Genomic DNA, 20,520 nt, shown 5'->3' with positions numbered 1-20,520 from the left:
CCGACCGCACCACCACGGTCTCAAGGGGAGACGCACATGAAGATCTACCAGCCCATGCTCTTCGTCGGCCTGGGAGGCACCGGCGGACGCATCGGCAGCGAACTGGAGCGGAGCCTGCGCAGAGAGCTGTGCGGCCCCGACGGCACCGATCTCGTCGACGGCGGCAAGCGGCTGCCGTTCCAGCTGCCCGAGTGCCTGCAGTTCGTCTACGCCGACTTCAGCGAGGGCGACCTGCTGCACCAGCCGCAGTTCAAGGCCAAGGGCGCGGAGAGCCAGGCCTACGCCCGTACGTCCAGGATGGTCCGCGACCTGCTGCCGGCCGAGTTCGACTCCTCTCCCGACGTGACCCGCATGCTGCGGATCGCGCTGCACGAGGAGACCCGTTCGTGGCTGCCGCCGCAGGCCCGCCAGCCCCGGGTCGCCCCGCTGCACGACGGCGCGGGCCAGCTGCCGACCGTGGGCCGCGCCGCGCTCTTCGCGACGATGCGCCACGGCCTCGAACCGGTCCTGCGCCAGCTGCGCGAGGCCATCAGCGCCATCGGCACCTCGGCCGGCGACCTCCAGCGGGTCGGCGGCGGCCGGATCCGGGGCTGCGACGTCTTCGTCGCCTTCTCGGTGGCCGGCGGCACCGGAGCCGGGATCTTCTACGACTTCCTGCATCTCATCGGGCACGAGTTCCGCAACGCCAAGGTGCGCGGCGTGAAGATCTACCCGCTGGTCGTCATGCCTTCGGCGTTCCCGCCCGAGGCGGGCGGTGGCCGCGAGGCCGAACTGAACGCGGCCCGTTCCCTGGTGGACCTCTCGCGGCTCGTCGACGACCAGAACGTGCCGGACGCGGCGGACGAACTCGGCGACGTCGAGCAGCGCAGCCGGATCAGCGTCCACTACCCGGGCGAGGGCGCGGTCAAGCTGCGGGCCTCGACGGTGCAGACCGCGTTCCTGTTCTCCAAGCCCGCCGTCATCCGCCCGGAGGACCTGCGCCGTTCCATCACGGCGATGGTGATGTCCCTCATCGGCACGGAGGTCGGCGAGGACTCCGGTGGCCCCGGGGGCAACCGGGGGAGCGACGACGACTACCAGTCCTTCGCCGCCAGCTTCGTCAACAAGAGCGTGGAACGGTCCACTCCGGCCCGTACCGGCATCGGCTACCGCGGCATGTCCACCAGCCTCGCCGCCTCCCTCACCGTGCCCGTCGACGACCTCGCCGAGATCGTCGCCGCGCGCCTCCTCGCCCAGGCCGTCCGGGGCATGACCGAGCGGGCCCGCCGCCCCTCCTCCGACTCGCCGGAGCTGGTCAAGGAGCTCTTCAACCGGTCCGGGATCGGGCGGCTCTGGGTCCGCGAGGCCCCCGACGTGCCCGCGCCGGAGGAGCTGCCCAAGGGGAGCCGGGCGATCACCCGTGCGCTCTTCGACCGGCTCGGTGACATGGAGGACTCCCTCGACCGCCTCACGAGCACCCTGGAGCGCGAAGTCCCGCGCCTGGTCGAGGAGTTCAAGCCGGGCACCGGTGTACGGGAACTCCTCGACAAGATCGGCCCCTTCCAGCTGGAGGCCGTCCTGAACGGCCTGCCCGGCCACACGGACCGGATCGGCCGGGAGGGGTTCACCGGCATGCTCGACAACCGGCGCAACGAACCCGAACGGCCCCCGCACGTCCACACCCAGCCGCCCGTGATCCCGCACATCAAGCGCAGTAAGGGCGGTCTCGTACCGGCCCGGTGGGGCGACCCCGACGTCCAGGACGCGCTCGCCGAACAGGAGGACTGGTACACCTGGCGGGCCCGGAGGCTCTGGCACAGCGGCTGGCAGGAGGGCGAGACGCAGTGGCGGGACCCGCTGCACCGGATCGTCCACGACCTCGGCGAGCTGACCAGTGCCCTGCGCGCCCACGAGCAGGACGAGGGCCGCCTCTTCGCCGACCGCAGGCGCGAGCTCTACCGCGACGACCGCACGGGGATCACGTACCTCCTGCCCCCGCAGAACAGCCTGCGGGCCTTCTACGACGACGTCCTCGACCGCCTCGCGCAGAGCGAGCGGCTCCCCGAGAACGTCGACGCCGCCACCCTCCTCGGCCGGCTGGTCAGGGCCGAGGACTGGCGCTCCGCCCTGGACGCCGTCCGCCGCTCGCCGGGCGCCGCCGTCAAGGAGATCAAGCAGGTCGTCGAGCAGCGCGTCAAGCGGCTCTTCGGCGAGGCCAACGAGGACCGCTACACCCGGCCCCTGCTGCCCTCGATGGAACTGCTGCTGCGGGCCGCGTCCGGGGACGAGGCCGCCGAGTCGAAGATCGACGTCCGCTGGCTCGAACAGTTCCGGGCCGGGATCGCCGGGCTGCTCCCGGTGGGCTTCAGCCCGGACGGCGGCGGACCGTTGAAGACCCTCATCGTGCACCCGGCGAGCGAGTCCGACACCCGCGCCTCCGAGTACCTCGCCGAGGACCTGAACCTGCCGGTCGGCGGGACGCAGGAGTTCCGGGCCGTGGACACCGACTCCATCACCGTGGTCCTCTTCCGCAGCGGGATGAACCTCACCGACATCTCCGAGGTCCGCGGTGTCCTCAAACTGTGGGCGGAGGCACGGGACTCGGCGGGCGAGGACGACTTCCTGCACTGGCGGCAGCGGCTCGGCTACCAGGACGACTGGCTGGTCTCCACCGAGGAGGACCGGACCAGGATCCTGCACCGGCTGCTCAACGCGATGTGGAACGGGAACATTCGGATCCAGGGACCGGCGGACTCCCCCGAACTGGTCCGCATCCGGCTCCAGGAGGGCGAGGGCGCGAGCATGTCGCTCCGCCTGGAGGGCTTCGACGGAGCGCTCTCCAGCTGGGCCGGTCTGCTGCGCGGCTACGAGCAGTCGGCGCTGCTCGACGAGGGGCAGATCGTGGAGGTCTTCTGCGAGCGGCTGATGCGCTCGCTGCCCAAGGGGCTCACCCATGTCCCGGCCGACCCGTCGCCGCTCTTCGTCCACCTCATCGAGAAGGTCGTCCCGCGCCAGGTGGCGCTGCTCGACCAGTTGAGCGCGGAGTACGACGAGCGGGACGCGCAATGGCTCGCGCCGCTGCGCCACTTCTGGACGGAGACCTTCCCGGCCGCCATGAACCGGCGCTTCTCCGGGGCGGGACATCCCGTACGGCCCAGCCTCCAGGCCCTCTTCGACCGGTACGTCCAGACACAGGCACAGGCGCACGCCCAGGCCGAGGCCCAAGCTCAGGCCGAGGCGCAGGCTCAGGCCGAGAACCAGGCGCCGGAACCGCCCCCGGAGTCCGTGCCCCGGCCCCGGCCCGAACCCCGGCCCCAGGCGGCGCCCCAAGCCCCGCCCGCGGCCACGCCCGAGGACGTCCGTTACCCGTGGGACCTGGACGGTGAGGAGGAGTGAGCCCCCGCGCGACCCCGGAGCACCCGGTACCCGGCCACGCCGTGTGCCTCGACCTCAGGGCCCCGCTGCACGACCCCGACGGCGTCGTGCGCGCCGCACTGGAGGCCCCGCAGCCCCCCGGGGACCGGCGCTTCGTCGTGCTCGACGACGCCGAGATGCTCGTCGCCCACCAGCTCCTCCACGAACGCCTGTCGTCGTACGGCCCCGCGCGGATCATCTGCCTCGCCGTCGGCGCCCCGGGCCGGCGCACCCTGCACCGGTCCCTGACGCTGCGCCCGCGCAACGCCGGGGTGCTGTGGCTGCTCGACGAGCCGGACGACGCCGCGCTGCGCCCGCTCGTGGACATCGTCTCGGGACCCGAGGTGTTCGGGGCCGTGCTCCGGGCGCTCGCGGAGGTGGTCCACGGCGTGGCCGTCCCCTCCGCCCGCGTCCTGGAGCACGACCTGACCGAGGAGGCCCGCGCCCGGTCCTGGCGGCAGGCCGTGGAGGGGCTCGCGGGACCGGACGTACCCGCCCAGGCGCCCTCGACGGACGGCGCTCCCGCCGAACTCGCCCTGCTCCTCGACGAGTCCGTGCCGCGCTCGCTCGCCGGCCACGACTGGCTGCCCGCCCACGGGCGGGCCGGGGGCCTGCTGCTCACCTGCGAGGAGGCCTGGGACGACGCCGTCGAGGGCCACGCGCGCGTGCGCGGTCCGGCCGGCTTCCTCGCCGGGGCCGACCGGTCGCCCGACCTGCCGGGGGAGATCGAGCGGCTCGCCGGCGCCCTGAAGCGCCTCCGTACCGCCGTCGCCGACACGTTCGCCGTCGCGGGCGGGGCGAGGCTCACCGCCGAGCACCGGGGGCACCTGCGCGACCGGGGCGTCGAACTGCCCGAGATGCCGCGGGAGATCTCGCGCGCCGGGATCGTCCCGGCCCTGCGGGACCACACGTATGAACTCATCGGCCGCGGGCTCCCGCTGCGCTCCGTCGCCGCCCGGCTCGCGGCTCTCTCCTCGCGCACGGCGCCCGCGGGCAGCGCCGCGCGGCTCCAGCGTCTCGACGAGATCTGCCCGCCCGAGGACCTGCACCGGATGGCCGCGCAGCAGCCGTTCACGGCCGGCGGCTCCCGGCCCGTCGCGCTCGTCGTGACCGGAGTCCTCGCCCTCCTCGCCGGGCTCTGGCCCGGCGCCGGCTGGGCCCTCGGGCCGGCCACGGGCGTCCTCGCTGCCGTCCTGGCCCATCTGATGCTGCGCCGCAGGCCCAACCGCTCACCGGACGGGCGGCTCGACGGCGGCGGCAGCACCGGCGCCGCGCCCCGGCTCTTCGGCGGCGTCGTCGGCGGGATCCTCGGGGCGGCCGTGGGCCAGCTCGCCGGCCTCCCGCTCTGGGCGGGCGCCGTGACCGCCGTGCTCGCCGTCGGCGCCGTCGTGGGCCTCGCCCTGCGGGACTGGACGCGCGCCGTGGACGACTGGTGGGCGCGGATGGACCCGGGGCACGCCGGCCCCCTCCTGAAGGAGATCCAGGACCTCGTGATCACGACGGCCGTGCACGACTGGCTCTTCGCCGACGTGCGCCACCACTGCGCGGAGGGCGCAGGGGCGGTCGCCCGACTGCTGCGCGGCCTCGCCGCGACGGCCGACGCGTACGCGTACCCGTACGAGGGGAACGGGCCCGGCTCCGGGCGCGCCCACGACCACGGCCCGGAGCGCACCGCCCCGTCGGGCGGCACGGACGCGGGCACGGGTACGGGTACGGGCGAGGCCTGGAGCTGGGGCGACTGGGCGGACAGCGCGGGCGACGACCTCTGGTCCGACGGACCGGACGAGGACGACCTCGTTCCGGAGCCCCGCAAACCCGAGCCCCCCGCCGCTGCCGAGCGCCTTGCCCCGACCGGGGCGGCCGGGGACCCGGCGCCCGCCTGGCTGGAGCGGCGGCACGGCGACGGTGGTCCCGCCCTCGTGGACACCCTCCTCGCCGACCTCGTCGAGGGCACCGTCCGTATCCTCGACGGCTGCTGGGCGGGGATCGAACGCGATCCGGCGAACGCCGGCCGGCTGCCGCTGGACGAGCGGCTGACCGAGCTGCTCGACGAGACCCGCGTCCGTCTGGAACGGGACGTCGCCGCCTCCCCGCCGCCCGGCTCGGGCGACCGGCGCGACCGCCCCGACGCGGCCCGGCTCACCGGTGTCGCGCCCGACGCCGTGGCCCGGCTGATAGCCGCCGACGACGACCCCGACCACACGGTGCCGATGTGCGGGCCCGAGCATCTGCGGCTGCTCTCGCACGACCCCGGCGCCGTCCGCCAGGTCCGCTTCGTCCCCGAGACGATGCGGCGCGGAGCCACCGGCGACGACATCTGGCGGGGCACGGGGGAGGACGTGGAGTGGACCCGCGCGGGACGCCACGCCGGCGTCCTGCGGCTCGTACCGCTGCGCCCGGACGTGGTACGCATCGTCAGGGCAGAGGAGGCGGGAACGCCATGACCGCACCCGACGACGGGACCCGACACGCCCGGCACGCCCGACACCCCGGAACCCCCGGTCCTCAGGAGGAGTTGGAGTTCTCCACGCACCTCGGGGACACGATCCGGTTCGCCGTCCGGTACGGCGCCGACCGCAGAGCGCCCGGCCGCCCCGGGGTCCTCGTCCGCGAGGTCACGCTGAGCGCCGGCTGGCCGGTCCTCCAGTACCGGCTGCCGCGCTCGGCGCAGGCGGACCCGCACGCGTACGGCGCCCTGGAACGGGAGGTCTCCGCCGCCGTCGCGCTCGAACGGCGTTACGGCACCGAGAAGTTCGGGGAGGTCTTCACCCGGGTCGTCGGCTTCGACCTGGAGGGCGCGGAGCCCTTCGTGCTCTACCGGCTGCCCGCCGGATCGCCGCTCACGGAGTGCGCCGGCCGCCTCAACGGCGACGAACAGCACCGCGTCCTCGCCCAACTCGCCCTCGCCGTAAGGCTGCTGGCCGAGGTCGAGTTCGTGCACCGGACGATCGCCCCCGACACCGTGCGCTGGGACGGCACCCATGTGCGGCTGGGGGAGCCGTACGCCGTCCTGCGCGAGGGCGAGCCCCGCGAGGCCTTCGGCTCGGCGCCGTGGGCCTCGCCCGAACAGCGCGCCGGGCGCGGCACCGCCGACACCCGCGACGACCTGTGGTCGGTCGGCAGGATCGGCTACTACCTCCTCTCCGGCCACCCCGACCGGGGCGAGGGCCCGCCCGAGGACCTCGGCGACTACCGCCGCCTCGCGGCGCTCGAACACAGCGGGCTCTTCGCCGCGGACGCGGCCGGGCGGCCGTCCCCCGTGGAGCTGTTGCGGCTCCTGCACGTCCCGGACCCGCTCGCCACGGCCGTCGGCGCCCCCGATCCGCTCAGCAGGGGCCGCGCCGAGTTCGACGCCCACCTCGCCCGCAAACGCCGGGTGGCGGCGTCGCTGTTCCCGCCGGAGCCGAGCGGGACGGGGGACGGGCGGCAGCCGGGCGGGGACGCGGCGCGCAACCCCTACGACCTGGTGCCGCCCCGACCCTCCCTGCGCGCCCGGCTGTTCGGCGGCGACTCCGCCGACCGGAACCCGCCGCGCCCCGCCCCGGCCCCACCCCCGCCGCCCGCTTCCGCGACGGCCGACGTCCCGGCCGCGCGGCGACGCGGGCGGATGTGCCCGCACTGCCTGCTCTCCGTCGAGTACGACGAGAGTCTGCTCGTCACCATCGACGCCAAGGGCAACCGGCTCCCGCTCGACCTCGCCGCCGAACAGCGTCCCGCGCACCGGCGGGAGCTCCTGCGCAAGGCGTACCACCTGTGCCCGCACGCGGGGCCCGGCGACGAGGCGCACGAACTGCCCGTGCCGTACCTGACCAACGGCGAGCCGCTGTCCATCGCCTTCGTCGGCAGCTCCTCCGTCGGCAAGACCCATCTCCTCGCCGCCATGCTCGGCGAGGTCGAACTCGGCGGCCTGGAGCGGTACGGACTGAAGTGCCTGCCGCTCAACCCGGACACGCACCGCGCGTTCCTGCGCGAGCGCGTGCAGAGCCTGCAGCAGGGACGGCGGCTCGGCAGCACCGTCCAGCAGACCTTCGCCCGGTTCGCCGACGGCCTGCTCGTCTCCGCCCGGGGCGCGACGCCCCGGCCCGTCGTCTTCTTCGACCTGGCCGGCGAGGACCTCGCCCAGGACGGCGCGGTGACGAACTTCCTGTCGGGCGTCGACGCGTTCGTCTTCGTCCTCGATCCGCTGCGCGCCCTGCGCATGCCCGCGCTCGACCCGGTCCGCGAACAGGACGGGCTGCCCCTGCGGGACCTTGGGGACGAGGCGTTCACCACGGTCCTCAACCGGCTGGAGCGGCCGGCCGACGGACTGATCGGCGCGCCCGCGGCGATCGCCGTCAACAAGTCCGACCTGGTCCGCTTCGAACCGGCCGTCGACCGCTGGCTCGGCCGCGCGCTGCCGCCGAGGATCGACCGGGAGGCGCTGCGGGCCGAGAGCCGGGACGCGTACGCCTTCCTGGCCCACCACGCGAGCCGCGCCTGGCTCAAGCCCTTCGACGACAGTGCCCGCTGCACGCTGCACTTCGTCGCGGCCACCGGCGGGCAGGCGAAGGGGGACCGGTTCCCGCACGGGGCCCGGTCGCGCCGGGTCCTCGCACCGCTGTTGTCCATCTTCGCCATGTGCGGGCTGCTTCCCGGGGCGGAACCGATCGAGGAGGGAGCCGGATGAGCCGGTCGAGATACGAGGCGGACCAGATCGTCTTCCGCTGGGACAGCGAGAACGCCGTCGGCACCACGGGGTTCGGGCCGGTGGCGTGGTCGGGGCAGCGGGACGAGGTCGAGGCCCTCTTCCAGATCTACGGAGCGCTGTTGCGGGCGAGCGGGGAGGAGACCCGGCCCGCGCTGCTCCGGGTGGAGCAGCCCGCGGGCGTCGTCCTGATCCGCCGCATGCCCGGACGCGACCCCGGCGGGCGGGCGTCGGTGGTCTGCCATGCGCTCGTCGGCTCGCCGGAGCTGCTCGACCCGGCGTTCTGTCTCGGGCTGCACGCCTGGGACTGGCAGGGGGCGGAGCTGCCGTCGGGGCTGATACGGGGAGCCCTGCCCGCCGTCCCGAGGGAGGCGCTGGTGGCCTCGGCCGTGGCCGGTCAGCGGGCGCTCGACCTGGCGCTGCCCGGAGTGGAGAACGAACTCACGGGCATGGTCGCGGAGTTGCTGCGGCACCCGCAGGCGCGGTTCACGGTCCTGGACGAGCGGGGCGACACCGCGTACGCGGTACTGCGCGGGCTGCACGCGATGTTCACCGACGTACCGCGCCCGCGCCGCTGGACCTTCGCGAGCCACGACACGGTCGAACTGAACAAGCTGCGTTACGTGTTCGTCGGCCAGTGGGCGGGGGCGGCAAGCAGGAACACGGACCGCCGCCGGGTGGACCCGCGCGAGCGGCTCGGCGACCGGGCGGAGGAGCTCGCGGCCCGCCTGGTCCACCACCACCTCGACGGCCCGGAGGGCGCGGTCGTCGCGGCCCTCCGCGAGGCCCCGGGCGCGGGCGACCTCTCGCTCCTGGAGTCGGCCGAACGGGCGGTGGCCCGCCTCGACGCGGCCCGCGCCCGCCGCGCGTCCCCCGACGACACCAAGCCCCCGGAGCCCGCGCGCGGACCGGCGTGGGTCCAGGACGAGGAGGCCCCGTACGGGGCCCAGGAGGCGGGCGGGCCGCAGGCTGTCGAGCCCGCCGCACCGGTCCAGCCCGTCACGCCCGTCGCACCGGTCGAGCCCGTGGTGCCCGTAGCCCCGCCGGCCTGGCCCCCCGCTCCGTACCAGCCACCGCAGGTACTTCAGCCACCGCAGCCACCCCCGACACACCAACCACCCCCGCCACCACCCCAAACCCACCAACCACCCCCACCCCCGCCTCCACCCCCGCCACCCCAGCCCCACGGCGACCTGCCCGTCGTGGCCCCCGTGTGGCGAGGGCCCGAGGGGAGCAAGGCCTGGTGGCGCAGGGGGCGGTCGCGGCGCGGGAGGCCGGTGGAGACCGGTCTCGTCCGGTGGCTGGCCGCCGACGCGGACGACGCCGAGGCGCGCGTCCGGGCGGCCGGTGACCGCGAACTGCTCACCGCGCTCCGGGGCCACCGTTCATACCGCGTCACCACCCTTCTCATGCGCGAGATCGCCCGACGCCTGCCCCACTGGCCGCAGCCCCTGCGGCGGGAGTTCGGCGACCTCGTCATCGCCCACGAGTTCTTCGTGACGGCGCCGCGCTCCGCCCTCCTCGGCGAGCCCGACGAGGCCGAGCGCGCCGCCAACGCGGCCGCCCTGCACCGCTGGGCCGTGCGCCCGCTCCTCGACGAGGGCGACGCACCGGGCAACGGCGTACTCGTCGCGCTCCTGACCCGGCTCCGGGCGAGCCCGGTCCCCGCCGCCCGGGCGGCCTTCCAACAGATCGTGGACGACGAGCGGCCCGGTCTCCCCGAGGCCGTCTGGCGCGCACTCGTCCAGGACCCTGCGCTCTCCCCGGAACCCGTACCGACGCCCGTGGCCTTCCAGGCCCAGGCCCCGCACCCTCAGGTCCCGCACTCTCAGGCCCCGCACTCTCAGGCCCCGCACCCTCAAGCTCCGCTGCCCCTCGTCCCCTCACCCCCGCCACCCGCGCCCGCGCCCGCGGCCCCGCCCCCGCGTCCCCCCGGCGACGGGAAGCTCGTCTTCCTGGCGCTCCTCGCCGTGATCGTCACCCTCGTCTCGGTCATCGTGTCGATGGTCGTGACGTGAGAACCACGCGTGAGCCGCCCGGCTCCGTCAGGATGGGCGCATGGGATTCCATGTCGATTCCGAGACCGGGCGGCTCCGCCGCGTCATACTGCACCGGCCCGATCTGGAGCTGAAGCGGCTGACACCCTCCAACAAGGACGCTCTCCTCTTCGACGACGTGCTCTGGGTGCGCCGCGCACGCCAGGAGCACGACGGGTTCGCCGACGTGCTGCGCGACCGGGACGTCGAGGTCCATCTCTTCGGGGATCTCCTCGCCGAGTCCCTCGAACTGCCCGCCGCCCGCAAGCTCGTCCTCGACCGGGTCTTCGACGAGAAGGAGTACGGCCCCCTCGCCGCCGACCATCTCCGCGCGGCCTTCGACTCCCTGGACGCCGTCGCGCTCGTGGAGGCGCTCGTCGGCGGGATGACGAAGCGGGAGTTCCTGGCGGTGCACCGCGAGCCCACCTCGGTCCGGTTCCACGCGATGGACCTGGACGACTTCATCCTCGGCCCGCTCCCGAACCACATCTTCACCCGGGACACCTCCGCCTGGATCTACGACGGGGTCTCCATCAACGCGATGCGCTGGCCCGCCCGGCAGCGCGAGACCGTCCACTTCGAGGCGATCTACAAGCACCACCCGCTCTTCGCCGGCCCCGAGGCGGGCGGCTTCCACCTCTGGTCCGAGGGCCAGGCCGACTATCCGTCCACGATCGAGGGCGGCGACGTCCTCGTCATCGGCAACGGAGCCGTCCTGATCGGCATGAGCGAGCGGACCACCCCGCAGGCGGTGGAGATGCTGGCCCGCGGGATGTTCGCGGCCGGCTCGGCCCGGACGATCATCGCGCTCGACATGCCGAAGCGGCGCGCGTTCATGCACCTCGACACGGTGATGACGATGGTCGACCACGACACCTTCACCCAGTACGCGGGGCTCGGGATGCTCCGCTCGTACACGATCGAGCCGGGCGACGAGGGCCAGTCCCTGCGGGTCACCGACCATCCGCCCGAGCACATGCACAGCGCGATCGCCGCCGCGCTCGGTCTCCAGGACATCCGGGTCCTCACCGCGACCCAGGACGTCCACGCGGCGGAGCGCGAGCAGTGGGACGACGGTTGCAACGTCCTCGCCGTCGAGCCGGGCGTGGTGGTGGCGTACGAGCGGAACTCGACCACCAACACCCATCTGCGCAAGCAGGGCATCGAGGTGATCGAGATCCCCGGCAGCGAGCTGGGCCGGGGGAGGGGCGGCCCGCGCTGTATGAGCTGCCCGGTGGAGCGCGACGCCGTGTGAGGCCGGCCGGGCAAGGAGCGGCCGGGGCGGGGACGGCCGAGGCAGGGGCGGCCGGGGCGGGGACGGCAGTCGGTCCGGGCGCGACAGCGGAGTCGAGTGTGCGGGGTCACTGTATAGCCATGCTGATTGGCGTATAGACTTCCAGTCGCAGACTTGTTCGTCGTCCCTTTCCGTCGTCGCCTCGCCGTCCCCGACCGTATCCAGGAGCGCCCCATGGCCACCGACCTCATCGGCCGCCACTTCCTCAAGGAGCTGGACTTCTCCGCCGAGGAGTTCCGCGGTCTGATCGACCTGGCCGCCGAGCTGAAGGCGGCCAAGAAGGCGGGCGTGGAGGTCCAGCGGCTGCATGGCCGGAACATCGCCCTGATCTTCGAGAAGACCTCGACCCGGACCCGTTGTGCCTTCGAGGTCGCCGCGGCCGACCAGGGCGCCTCGACCACGTACCTGGACCCCGCCGGCTCGCAGATCGGTCACAAGGAGTCGGTCAAGGACACCGCCCGGGTCCTCGGCCGGATGTTCGACGCCATCGAGTACCGCGGCGACAACCACGAGAAGGTCGAGGCGTTCGCCGCGCACGCCGGCGTCCCCGTGTTCAACGGACTGACGGACGACTGGCACCCCACCCAGATGCTCGCCGACGTCCTCACCATGACCGAGCACACGGACAAGCCGCTCGACGAGGTCGCCTTCGCCTACCTCGGCGACGCCCGCCTGAACATGGGCAACTCCTACCTGGTGACCGGCGCCCTCCTCGGCATGGATGTCCGGATCGTGGCCCCGAAGGCGTACTGGCCGGGCGAGGCGGTCGTCGCCTCGGCGCACGCCCTCGCGGAGACCAGTGGCGCGACGATCACTCTCACCGAGGACGTCGGCGAGGGCGTCAGGGGCGCGGACTTCGTCGCCACCGACGTCTGGGTCTCCATGGGGGAGCCCAAGGAGGTCTGGGACCAGCGGATCGCCGACCTCCTGCCGTACGCCGTGACCATGGACGTGCTGCGGGCCACCGGCAACCCGGCCGTGAAGTTCCTGCACTGCCTGCCGGCCTTCCACGACCTCGGGACGGCCGTCGGCCGCGACATCCACGCCCGGCACGGGCTGAGCGAGCTGGAGGTCTCCGACGAGGTCTTCGAGTCGGACCACTCCGTCGTCTTCGACGAGGCCGAGAACCGGATGCACACCATCAAGGCGGTCCTCGTCGCCACGATGGCCGGCGACCTCGGGTAGTCGTCACCTGCTCGTCACCGCTCACGGATAGCGATACGCCGGATTGGGTGTATATGCGATCCATGGTTACCATCGGATCGATTGGTGGGGTTCGGGCTCACAAGCCCGGACCCCATTCGTGCGTCCACACCCCGGGCGCCCCGCTTGATCAGAGATGAGAACCCCCGCATGTCCCCGTCCGCGCCGCGGATCAAATCCCCCCAGCAGCTGATCGCCGAATCCGGCGCGGACCTCGAAGGCCACGGCCTCAAGCGCACCATGGGCCTCTTCCAGCTCATGTGCTTCGGTATCGGCGCGATCGTCGGCACCGGCATCTTCGTCGGCCTCTCCGACAGCGTCGCCGAGGCGGGCCCCGCCGTCGTCGTCTCCTTCGTCCTGGCCGCGATCACCTGCGTCTTCACCGCCTTCTCCTTCGCCGAGCTGGGCGGCGCGATCCCCGTCTCCGGGTCCTCCTACTCCTTCGCGTACGCGAGCCTCGGCGAGCGGGTCGCCTTCCTCGTCGGCTGGTGCCTGCTCCTGGAGTACGGCGTCTCGGTCTCCGCGGTCGCGGTCGGCTGGAGCCAGTACCTGAACGAGCTCCTCGACAGCCTCGTCGGGCTGAGCCTGCCGCAGGCGCTCTCCGCCGGACCCGGCGACGGCGGTGTCGTCAACCTGCCCGCCGTCGTCGTCATCGCGCTCGCCGCCGTGCTCCTGGTGCGCGGGGTCCGGGAGAGCGCCCGGGCGACGGCCGCGATGGCCGTCCTCAAGCTCGGGATCCTGGTCCTCTTCTGCGCGATCGGCTTCAGCGCCTTCCAGGACGGCAACCTCGCGCCGTTCGCCACCCACGGCGCCGCCGGGATCACCGCGGGCGCGTCCGTGGCGTTCTTCTCGTACATCGGCTTCGACGCCATCACCACCGCGGGCGAGGAGGTCAAGAACCCCCGCCGCAACATCCCCATCGCGATCCTCGTCTGCATCGGGGTCGTCACGGTGCTCTACGGCGCGGTGGCGCTCTCCGCGATCGGCGCGCTCGGCGCGGACGCCGTCGCCGACAAGCCGGCCGCGCTCTCGCTCGTCGTCGACCAGGTCACCGGGTCCTCGATCGGCGGCGGGATCATCGCCTTCGGCGCGGTCGTCGCGATCGCGTCCGTTGTCCTTGCCGTGATGTACGGGCAGACCCGCGTCCTGATGTCGATGTCCCGGGACGGGCTCGTCCCCCGGGTCTTCGAGCGGGTCTCGCCGAAGAGCGCGACCCCCGTCGCCAACACCTGGATCGTGGCGGCCGTCTTCGCCGTCCCGGCCGCGTTCGCCTCGCTCGACGTGGTGGTGGGCCTGACGACCATCGGCACGCTCGCCGTCATGGCCGTCGTCAACATCGCGGTGATCGCGCTGCGCCGCCGCGATCCGGAGCTGCCGCGCTCCTTCCGGGTGCCGCTCTACCCGCTGAGCCCGGTGCTCGGGGTCGGCTTCTGCCTGTACCTGATCTGGGGCACGGGCTGGGCGACCTGGCTGCAGTTCGCGGCCTTCCTGGCCGTCGGCGCGCTCGTCTACGCGTTCTACGGGCGCCGCAACTCGCGGCTCGCCTCCGGTGCCGCGGACCGCACGGTGTCCCCGGAGCTCAGCGCTCCGGCCGCCGACGCTGTGCCGGCACAGCGGGAAGGGTGAACCAGACCGCCTTGCCGTGCGCGGTGGGGCGGTGGCCGCAGTCGCTGGAGAGCGCGCGGATGAGGAGAAGCCCGCGCCCGTTCTCCTGCCAGGGGTCGGGCCGCGCGACCGGCCCGGGGCCGATCAGCTCGCCGGGGCCCGCCGGGCGCCGGTCGTGCACCTCGACCTGACAGCCGCCCGGCAGCAGCTCGACGACCAGCTCGATGGGGTCCTCGGGGTCCGTGTGCTCCACGGCGTTGGCGACCAGCTCGGCGGTGAGCAGCTCGGCCGTGTCGCTGTCGGCGGGCGCGGCCAGCTCGGTGAGCGCGGTGCGGACGAGGGCCCGGGCCATCGGCACGGCGGCGGTGGTGTGCGGAAGCTCGACGCGCCACGAGGCGGTGTCGACGGCTTCGGCCATGGCGGGCTCCCTTCACCGAGAGCGGTGGGCGGCGGGCGGTGGGCAGGGCGCGGTGGTGCGGTGCGCGGGGAGGACGAAGAGAAGGACATGGGGACCGCCTGCCCCGACACGTCCGGCTTTCAACCTTACGAACCGGACTCGCCGAATCCACGGGCACCCCCTCCTTCACCGCGGGGACCAGTGCCCCCAAGGTGCCGGGACCTTCGGACCGCCGCGATATCGCGTACTCGTGACGGTGGTCACAACGCGGTGATACGCTCCGGGGAGGAGGAAGGGAGGGCGACCCCATGAGCCCCTTTACCGGCTCCGCACCCCGTACCGAGCGCTGGCGGCATCTGCGTCTGACCGTCGACGACGGCGTCGCCACCGTCACCCTCGACCGCCCCGCGAAACTGAACGCGCTCACCTTCGGCGCCTACGCCGACCTGCGCGACCTGCTCGCCGAGCTGTCCCGCGAGCGGGCCGTCCGCGCCCTCGTCCTCGGCGGGGAGGGGCGCGGCTTCTGCTCCGGCGGCGACGTGGACGAGATCATCGGCGCCACGCTCGCCATGGACACCGCCCAGCTGCTCGACTTCAACCGGATGACCGGGCAGGTCGTCCGCGCGATCCGCGAGTGCCCCTTCCCGGTGATCGCGGCCGTCCACGGCGTCGCGGCCGGCGCCGGAGCCGTCCTGGCCCTCGCCGCCGACTTCCGGATCGCCGACCCCACCGCCCGCTTCGCCTTCCTCTTCACCCGCGTCGGGCTCTCCGGCGGCGACATGGGCGCGGCCTATCTGCTGCCCCGGGTCGTCGGCCTCGGCCACGCCACCCGGCTCCTCATGCTCGGCGACCCGGTCCACGCGGCCGAGGCGGAACGCATCGGCCTGCTCAGCGAGGTCACCGAGGAGGGCGCCGCCACCACCCGCGCCGCCGAGCTCGCCCGCCGCCTCGCCGACGGCCCCGCCCTCGCCCACGCCCAGACCAAGGCTCTGCTCACCGCCGAGCTGGACATGCCGCTCGCGGCCTCCGTCGAGCTGGACGCGGCCACCCAGGCGCTCCTGATGAACGGCGAGGACTACGCCGAGTTCCACGCCGCCTTCACCGAGAAGCGCTCCCCGAAGTGGCGGGGGCGCTGAGGATGCCCCCGCCCGAGGCGGGCCGCGCCCCCGCCGCCCCGCTCCGGATCGCCGTCGTCGGCGGCGGCCCCGGCGGGCTCTACGCGGCCGCGCTGCTCAAGCGGCTCGACCCCGCCCGCGAGGTCACCGTCTGGGAGCGCAACGCCCCCGACGACACCTTCGGCTTCGGCGTCGTCCTCTCCGACGAGACCCTCGGCGGCATCGAGCACGCCGACCCGGCGGTCTACCGGGCCCTCCAGAACGAGTTCGTCCGCTGGGACGACATCCACATCGGCCACCGGGGCGAGCTCCTCACCTCCACCGGCCACGGCTTCGCCGCCCTCGGCCGCCGCCGGCTCCTGGAGATCCTGCACGCCCGCTGCGCCGAACTCGGCGTACGGCTCCGCTTCCGTACCGAGGCGCCGCCCGCCGCCGCCCTGGCCGCCGACCACGACCTCGTCATCGCCGCCGACGGCGTGCACAGCGCGACCCGGGAGGCCCACGCGGACGTGTTCCGCCCCCGGATCACCACCCACCGCTGCCGCTACATCTGGCTCGCCGCCGACTTCGCCCTCGACGCCTTCCGCTTCGAGATCGCCGAGACCGAACACGGCGTGATGCAGCTCCACGGCTACCCCTTCTCCGCCACCGCCTCCACCGTCATCGTCGAGATGCGCGAGGAGGTCTGGCAGGCCGCCGGCTTCGACGAGATGGGCGAGGACGAGTCCACCGCCCACTGCGCCAAGCTCTTCGCCGACGTCCTCGGCGGCCGGCCCCTGCGCTCCAACCGCTCCACCTGGACCGCGTTCCGTACGGTCGTCAACGAGCGCTGGTCCCACGGCACCACCGTCCTCCTCGGCGACGCCGCCCACACCGCGCACTTCTCCATCGGCTCCGGCACCAAGCTCGCCGTCGAGGACGCCCTCGCGCTCGCCGCCTGCGTCGAGGAACAGCCGACGATCCCCGAGGCCCTGGCCGCGTACGAGACCGAACGCAGGCCCGTGGTCGCGTCCACCCAGCGCGCGGCGGCCGCCAGCCTGCGCTGGTTCGAGGAGATCGAGGGCCATCTCGACCAGCCGCCGCGGCAGTTCGCCTTCAACCTGCTCACCCGCAGCCGCCGCGTCACCCACGACAACCTGCGGCTGCGCGACCCCCGGTTCACCGACGCGGTGGAACGCGAATTCGGCTGCCCGCCCGGCACCCCGCCGATGTTCACCCCCTTCCGGCTGCGCGGCCTCACCCTGCGCAACCGGGTCGTGGTCTCCCCGATGGACCTGTACGTCGCCGAGGACGGCCTCCCCACCGACTACCACCTCGTCCACCTCGGGGCCAGGGCTCTCGGCGGCGCCGGGCTCGTCATGACCGAGATGGTCTGCGTGAGCCCCGAGGGCCGCATCACCCCGGCCTGCACGGGCCTGTGGACCGACGAGCAGGCCGCGTCCTGGAGCCGGGTCACCGCCTTCGTCCACGAGAACGCCCCGGGCACGGCGATCGGCGTCCAGCTCGGCCACTCCGGCCGCAAGGGCTCCACCCGCCGCATGTGGGAGGGCATCGACCAGCCGCTCCCCGAAGGCAACTGGCCCCTGACGGCCGCCTCACCGCTGCCGTACCGCGAGGGCGTCAACCAGATCCCCCGAGCCCTGGACCGGGCCGGCATGACGGCCGTACGGGAGGGGTTCGTTGCCGCCACCAGGCGCGCCGCCGCCTGCGACTTCGACCTCCTGGAACTGCACTGCGCCCACGGCTACCTGCTCTCCGGCTTCCTCTCCCCGCTCACCAACCACCGCGACGACGCCTACGGCGGCCCGCTGGAGAACCGGCTCCGCTTCCCCCTCGAAGTCTTCGACGCCGTACGGGAGGTGTGGCCCGAGGACCGGCCGATGACCGTCCGCCTCTCCGCGACCGACTGGGCGGACGGCGGCACCACCCCCGAGGACTCCGTGGAGATCGCCCGCGCCTTCGCCGTCCACGGCGCCGACGCCCTCGACGTCTCCACCGGCCAGGTCGTCCCCGACGAGCGCCCCGAGTACGGCCGCTCCTACCAGACCCCGTACGCCGACCGGATTCGCAACGCCCTCGGCGTCCCGGTCATCGCCGTCGGCGCGATCTCCTCCTGGGACGACGTCAACTCGCTCCTCCTGGCCGGCCGCGCCGACCTCTGCGCCCTGGCCCGCCCGCACCTCTACGACCCCCACTGGACCCTGCACGCGGCGGCCGACCAGAACTACCAGGGCCCGGCCGCCCCCTGGCCCGCCCCGTACCGCGCGGGCAGCCGCACACCCCCGACGGGCCGCACGGACGCGCCGAAACCGCGGCTCAGGCTGTCGTGACGTGCGCGAACTCGGCTCCCCGGTCGCGCAGCCGCTCGTGCAGCTCCGCGAAGACCGCCGCCGAGCGGGCGCCCGGCCAGTCCTGGGGCAGCAGCTCGGCCGGCAGGACCGGGTCGGCGTACGGGAGGCGGCGCCAGGAGTCCAGGGCGAAGAGATAGTCGCGGTACGCGTCCTCCGCCGTGCCCTGCGCGGCCGTCCAGGCCCGCAGGACCGGCTCGTGGGCGGCCAGGAACTCCTTGTGGAGCTTGGCGATCGACGGCAGGTCCCACCAGCGGGCCACCGCCTCCGCCGTCGGCGCGTACCCCAGGTGCGCGCCCCGGAAGAGGTCCACGTACGAGGAGAGCTCCAGGCGCTCCAGGGTGTGCCGGGTCTCCTCGTACAGCCGCGCCGGGGCGATCCAGACCCCCGGCGACGCCGTCCCGAAGCCCAGCCGGGCCAGGCGTGAGCGCAGCAGGTGGCGCTTGTGGCGCTCGGCCTCGGGGACGGTGAAGACCGCGAGGACCCAGCCGTCGGAGAGCGCCGGCTCGGTACGGGCGTAGATCCGGCGGTCGCCGTCGTCCAGGAGCTGGCGGGCGTCGTCCGACAGGACGTACCCGGCGGCCCCGTCCGCCGTCCGCCGGGGCAGCAGCAGGCCGCGCCGCTTCAGCCGGGACACCGACGAGCGCACCGACGGCGCGTCCACGCCGAGCACCGCGAGCAGCCGGATCAGCTCGGCCACCGGCAAGGGCTCCTCGCCGGGCGCGAGCCCGCGGCCGTACGCGCCGTACAGCGAGACGATCAGGGAACGGGGGGTGTGCTGCTCGACCACGTGATCACTCTAGGCGGTGTCCTCAGGGCCCGCGCGCAGCCGGAATCGCTGCAGCTTGCCCGTGGCCGTCCGGGGCAGCGCGTCCAGGAAGACGATCTTCCGCGGGCTCTTGTACGGCACGAGCCGGGCCCGTACGAAGGCCCGCAGCGCGCCTGCCGTCTCCGCGTCGCGCGGCACCCCGTCCCGTACCACCGCGTACGCCACCACGATCTGGCCGCGCAGCGCGTCCTCGTGCCCCACCACCGCCGCCTCGACCACGTCCGGATGGGCCAGGAGCGCCTCCTCCACCTGGGGGCCCGCGATGTTGAAGCCCGCCGAGATGATCATGTCGTCGGCGCGGGCGACATAGCGGAAGTAGCCCTCGCCGTCGCGGACGTACGTGTCGCCCGTGACGTTCCAGCCCCGGTGGACGTACTCGCTCTGGCGCGGGTCGGCCAGATAGCGGCAGCCGACCGGGCCGCGCACCGCGAGCAGCCCCTCCTCGCCGTCCGGGAGCTCGGCCCCCGACCGGTCCACCACCCGCGCCTCCCAGCCGGGGACCGGCCGGCCGGTGGTGCCCGGGCGGATGTCGCCGTCGGCCGCCGAGATGAAGATGTGGAGGAGTTCCGTCGCCCCGATGCCGTTGATGAGCTTCAGACCGGTGCGCTCGTGCCAGGCGTCCCAGGTCGCGGCCGGCAGGTTCTCGCCCGCCGACACGCACCGCCGCAGCGAGCCGAGGGTCGACACGTCGTGGCCGCCGTGCCGCTCGATCTCCTCCAGCATCACCCGGTACGCTGTCGGCGCGGTGAAGAGCACCGACACCCGGTGCGCGGCGATCGCCTCCAACAGCTGCTTGGGGCCCGCCTGTTCGAGCAGCAGCGCGCTGGCGCCGGCGCGCAGCGGGAAGAGCACGAGCCCGCCGAGCCCGAAGGTGAAGCCGAGCGGAGGGGAGCCGGCGAAGACGTCGTCCGGCTCGGGGCGCAGCACGTGCGCCGAGAAGGTGTCGGCGACGGCGAGCACGTCCCGGTGGAAGTGCATGCACCCCTTCGGCCGCCCGGTGGTCCCCGAGGTGAAGGCGATCAGGGCCACGTCGTCGGCGGCGGTCTCCACCGCCTCGTACGTGTCCGGCGCGGCGGCGGCGAGGGCCAGCAGGTCGTCCGGGGCGTCCCCGCCGAAGGCCGTGATCCGCAGCCCGGGCACCTCGGCCTTGACCAGGTCGTCCACCGTCCGCACATCGCAGAGCGCGTGCGTGCAGCGGGCCATCTCGCACATGACGGCCAGTTCCTGGGCCCGCTGCTGGGCCAGGACGGTGACGGCCACCGCGCCCGCCTTCATCACGGCGAGCCAGCAGGCGGCCAGCCAGGGGGTGGTGGGGCCGCGCAGGAGCACCCGGTTGCCGGGCCGGACGCCGAGCTCGGCGGTGAGGACGTGGGCGATCCGGTTCACCCGGCCGCTCAGCTCTCCGTAGCTCCAGACGTTCCCGTCGCCGTCCCGGAACGCGGGCCGCTCCGTGCCGAATCGTTCCACCGTACGGTCGAGCAGTTCGGTACCGCAGTTGAGGCGCTCCGGGTAGTCGAGCCCCGGCAGATCGAAGAGCAGTCGAGGCCACTGGGTGGCGGGCGGCAGGTGGTCGCGCGCGAAGGTGTCGTGGTGGGCCGAGGGGGTCAGCTCCATGA

12 protein-coding genes are annotated in these 20,520 nt (G+C 73.9%); 9 read left to right on the top strand and 3 right to left on the bottom strand.

All coding sequences use genetic code 11. The annotated features are described in order from the left end of the window. The first annotated feature begins 36 nt into the window (after positions 1-36). The 7 genes from ACWCO8_RS03570 (at position 37) to ACWCO8_RS03540 (ending at position 14,236) form a co-directional block, all read left to right on the top strand. Complete coding sequence (locus ACWCO8_RS03570) at positions 37-3,375, top strand: tubulin-like doman-containing protein (RefSeq protein WP_451030712.1); 3,339 nt, start codon at positions 37-39, stop codon at positions 3,373-3,375. Next, positions 3,372-5,837 (top strand): hypothetical protein, encoded by a 2,466-nt coding sequence (locus tag ACWCO8_RS03565; RefSeq protein WP_451030711.1) that lies wholly within the window; start codon positions 3,372-3,374, stop codon positions 5,835-5,837. Before ACWCO8_RS03570 ends, ACWCO8_RS03565 begins: the two co-directional genes overlap by 4 nt. Then, positions 5,834-8,059 (top strand): hypothetical protein, encoded by a 2,226-nt coding sequence (locus ACWCO8_RS03560; RefSeq protein ID WP_451030710.1) that lies wholly within the window; start codon positions 5,834-5,836, stop codon positions 8,057-8,059. The genes ACWCO8_RS03565 and ACWCO8_RS03560 overlap by 4 nt, the downstream gene beginning before the upstream one ends. Further along, the gene (locus ACWCO8_RS03555) at positions 8,056-10,095 is read left to right on the top strand and encodes a hypothetical protein (RefSeq protein ID WP_451030709.1); all 2,040 of its coding nucleotides are present in this window, start codon (positions 8,056-8,058) and stop codon (positions 10,093-10,095) included. The genes ACWCO8_RS03560 and ACWCO8_RS03555 overlap by 4 nt, the downstream gene beginning before the upstream one ends. A gap of 40 nt (positions 10,096-10,135) precedes the next feature. Next, positions 10,136-11,368 (top strand): arginine deiminase, encoded by a 1,233-nt coding sequence (locus tag ACWCO8_RS03550; RefSeq protein WP_362014545.1) that lies wholly within the window; start codon positions 10,136-10,138, stop codon positions 11,366-11,368. A gap of 213 nt (positions 11,369-11,581) precedes the next feature. Next, positions 11,582-12,592, top strand: coding sequence for an ornithine carbamoyltransferase (gene argF / locus ACWCO8_RS03545; protein ID WP_362014543.1), 1,011 nt, complete (start codon positions 11,582-11,584; stop codon positions 12,590-12,592). Between the two features lie 168 nt (positions 12,593-12,760). Beyond that, a complete protein-coding gene (locus tag ACWCO8_RS03540) occupies positions 12,761-14,236 on the top strand; it encodes an amino acid permease (protein WP_451030708.1) in 1,476 nt (491 codons plus the stop codon). On the opposite strand, the gene ACWCO8_RS03535 is transcribed toward ACWCO8_RS03540, so the two are convergent. Continuing rightward, the gene (locus ACWCO8_RS03535; protein WP_451030707.1) at positions 14,190-14,633 is read right to left on the bottom strand and encodes an ATP-binding protein; all 444 of its coding nucleotides are present in this window, start codon (positions 14,631-14,633) and stop codon (positions 14,190-14,192) included. The genes ACWCO8_RS03540 and ACWCO8_RS03535 overlap by 47 nt on opposite strands. 287 nt (positions 14,634-14,920) lie before the next feature. Between ACWCO8_RS03535 and ACWCO8_RS03530 the strand changes: the two genes are divergently transcribed. Then, a complete protein-coding gene (locus ACWCO8_RS03530; RefSeq protein ID WP_451030706.1) occupies positions 14,921-15,748 on the top strand; it encodes an enoyl-CoA hydratase family protein in 828 nt (275 codons plus the stop codon). Positions 15,749-15,750: 2 nt separating this feature from the next. After that, positions 15,751-18,057, top strand: a complete 2,307-nt coding sequence (locus ACWCO8_RS03525; protein WP_451030705.1) for a bifunctional salicylyl-CoA 5-hydroxylase/oxidoreductase — start codon at positions 15,751-15,753, stop codon at positions 18,055-18,057. Here ACWCO8_RS03525 and ACWCO8_RS03520 read toward each other — a convergent pair. Both ACWCO8_RS03520 and ACWCO8_RS03515 read right to left on the bottom strand, forming a co-directional pair. After that, positions 18,044-18,865, bottom strand: a complete 822-nt coding sequence (locus ACWCO8_RS03520; protein ID WP_451030704.1) for a PaaX family transcriptional regulator — start codon at positions 18,863-18,865, stop codon at positions 18,044-18,046. The two genes, ACWCO8_RS03525 and ACWCO8_RS03520, sit on opposite strands and share 14 nt — an antisense overlap. Positions 18,866-18,874: 9 nt before the next feature. Further along, complete coding sequence (locus tag ACWCO8_RS03515; protein WP_451030703.1) at positions 18,875-20,518, bottom strand: AMP-binding protein; 1,644 nt, start codon at positions 20,516-20,518, stop codon at positions 18,875-18,877. Positions 20,519-20,520: the final 2 nt, after the last annotated feature.

It is taken from the genome of Streptomyces sp. NPDC001927 (assembly GCF_053594455.1).
Note: the sequence above shows the minus strand (reverse complement) of the source record. Positions and strands in the feature narration are given on the sequence as shown.

Bases quoted from the DNA above. Each gene is read 5' to 3' on its own strand.
- ACWCO8_RS03570 (WP_451030712.1), top strand. From the start codon at position 37: ATGAAGATCTACCAGCCCATGCTCTTCGTCGGCCTGGGAGGCACCGGC.
- ACWCO8_RS03560 (WP_451030710.1), top strand. From the start codon at position 5,834: ATGACCGCACCCGACGACGGGACCCGACACGCCCGGCACGCCCGACAC.
- ACWCO8_RS03555 (WP_451030709.1), top strand. From the start codon at position 8,056: ATGAGCCGGTCGAGATACGAGGCGGACCAGATCGTCTTCCGCTGGGAC.
- ACWCO8_RS03550 (WP_362014545.1), top strand. From the start codon at position 10,136: ATGGGATTCCATGTCGATTCCGAGACCGGGCGGCTCCGCCGCGTCATA.
- argF (WP_362014543.1), top strand. From the start codon at position 11,582: ATGGCCACCGACCTCATCGGCCGCCACTTCCTCAAGGAGCTGGACTTC.
- ACWCO8_RS03540 (WP_451030708.1), top strand. From the start codon at position 12,761: ATGTCCCCGTCCGCGCCGCGGATCAAATCCCCCCAGCAGCTGATCGCC.
- ACWCO8_RS03535 (WP_451030707.1), bottom strand. From the start codon at position 14,633: ATGGCCGAAGCCGTCGACACCGCCTCGTGGCGCGTCGAGCTTCCGCAC.
- ACWCO8_RS03530 (WP_451030706.1), top strand. From the start codon at position 14,921: ATGAGCCCCTTTACCGGCTCCGCACCCCGTACCGAGCGCTGGCGGCAT.
- ACWCO8_RS03525 (WP_451030705.1), top strand. From the start codon at position 15,751: ATGCCCCCGCCCGAGGCGGGCCGCGCCCCCGCCGCCCCGCTCCGGATC.
- ACWCO8_RS03515 (WP_451030703.1), bottom strand. From the start codon at position 20,518: ATGGAGCTGACCCCCTCGGCCCACCACGACACCTTCGCGCGCGACCAC.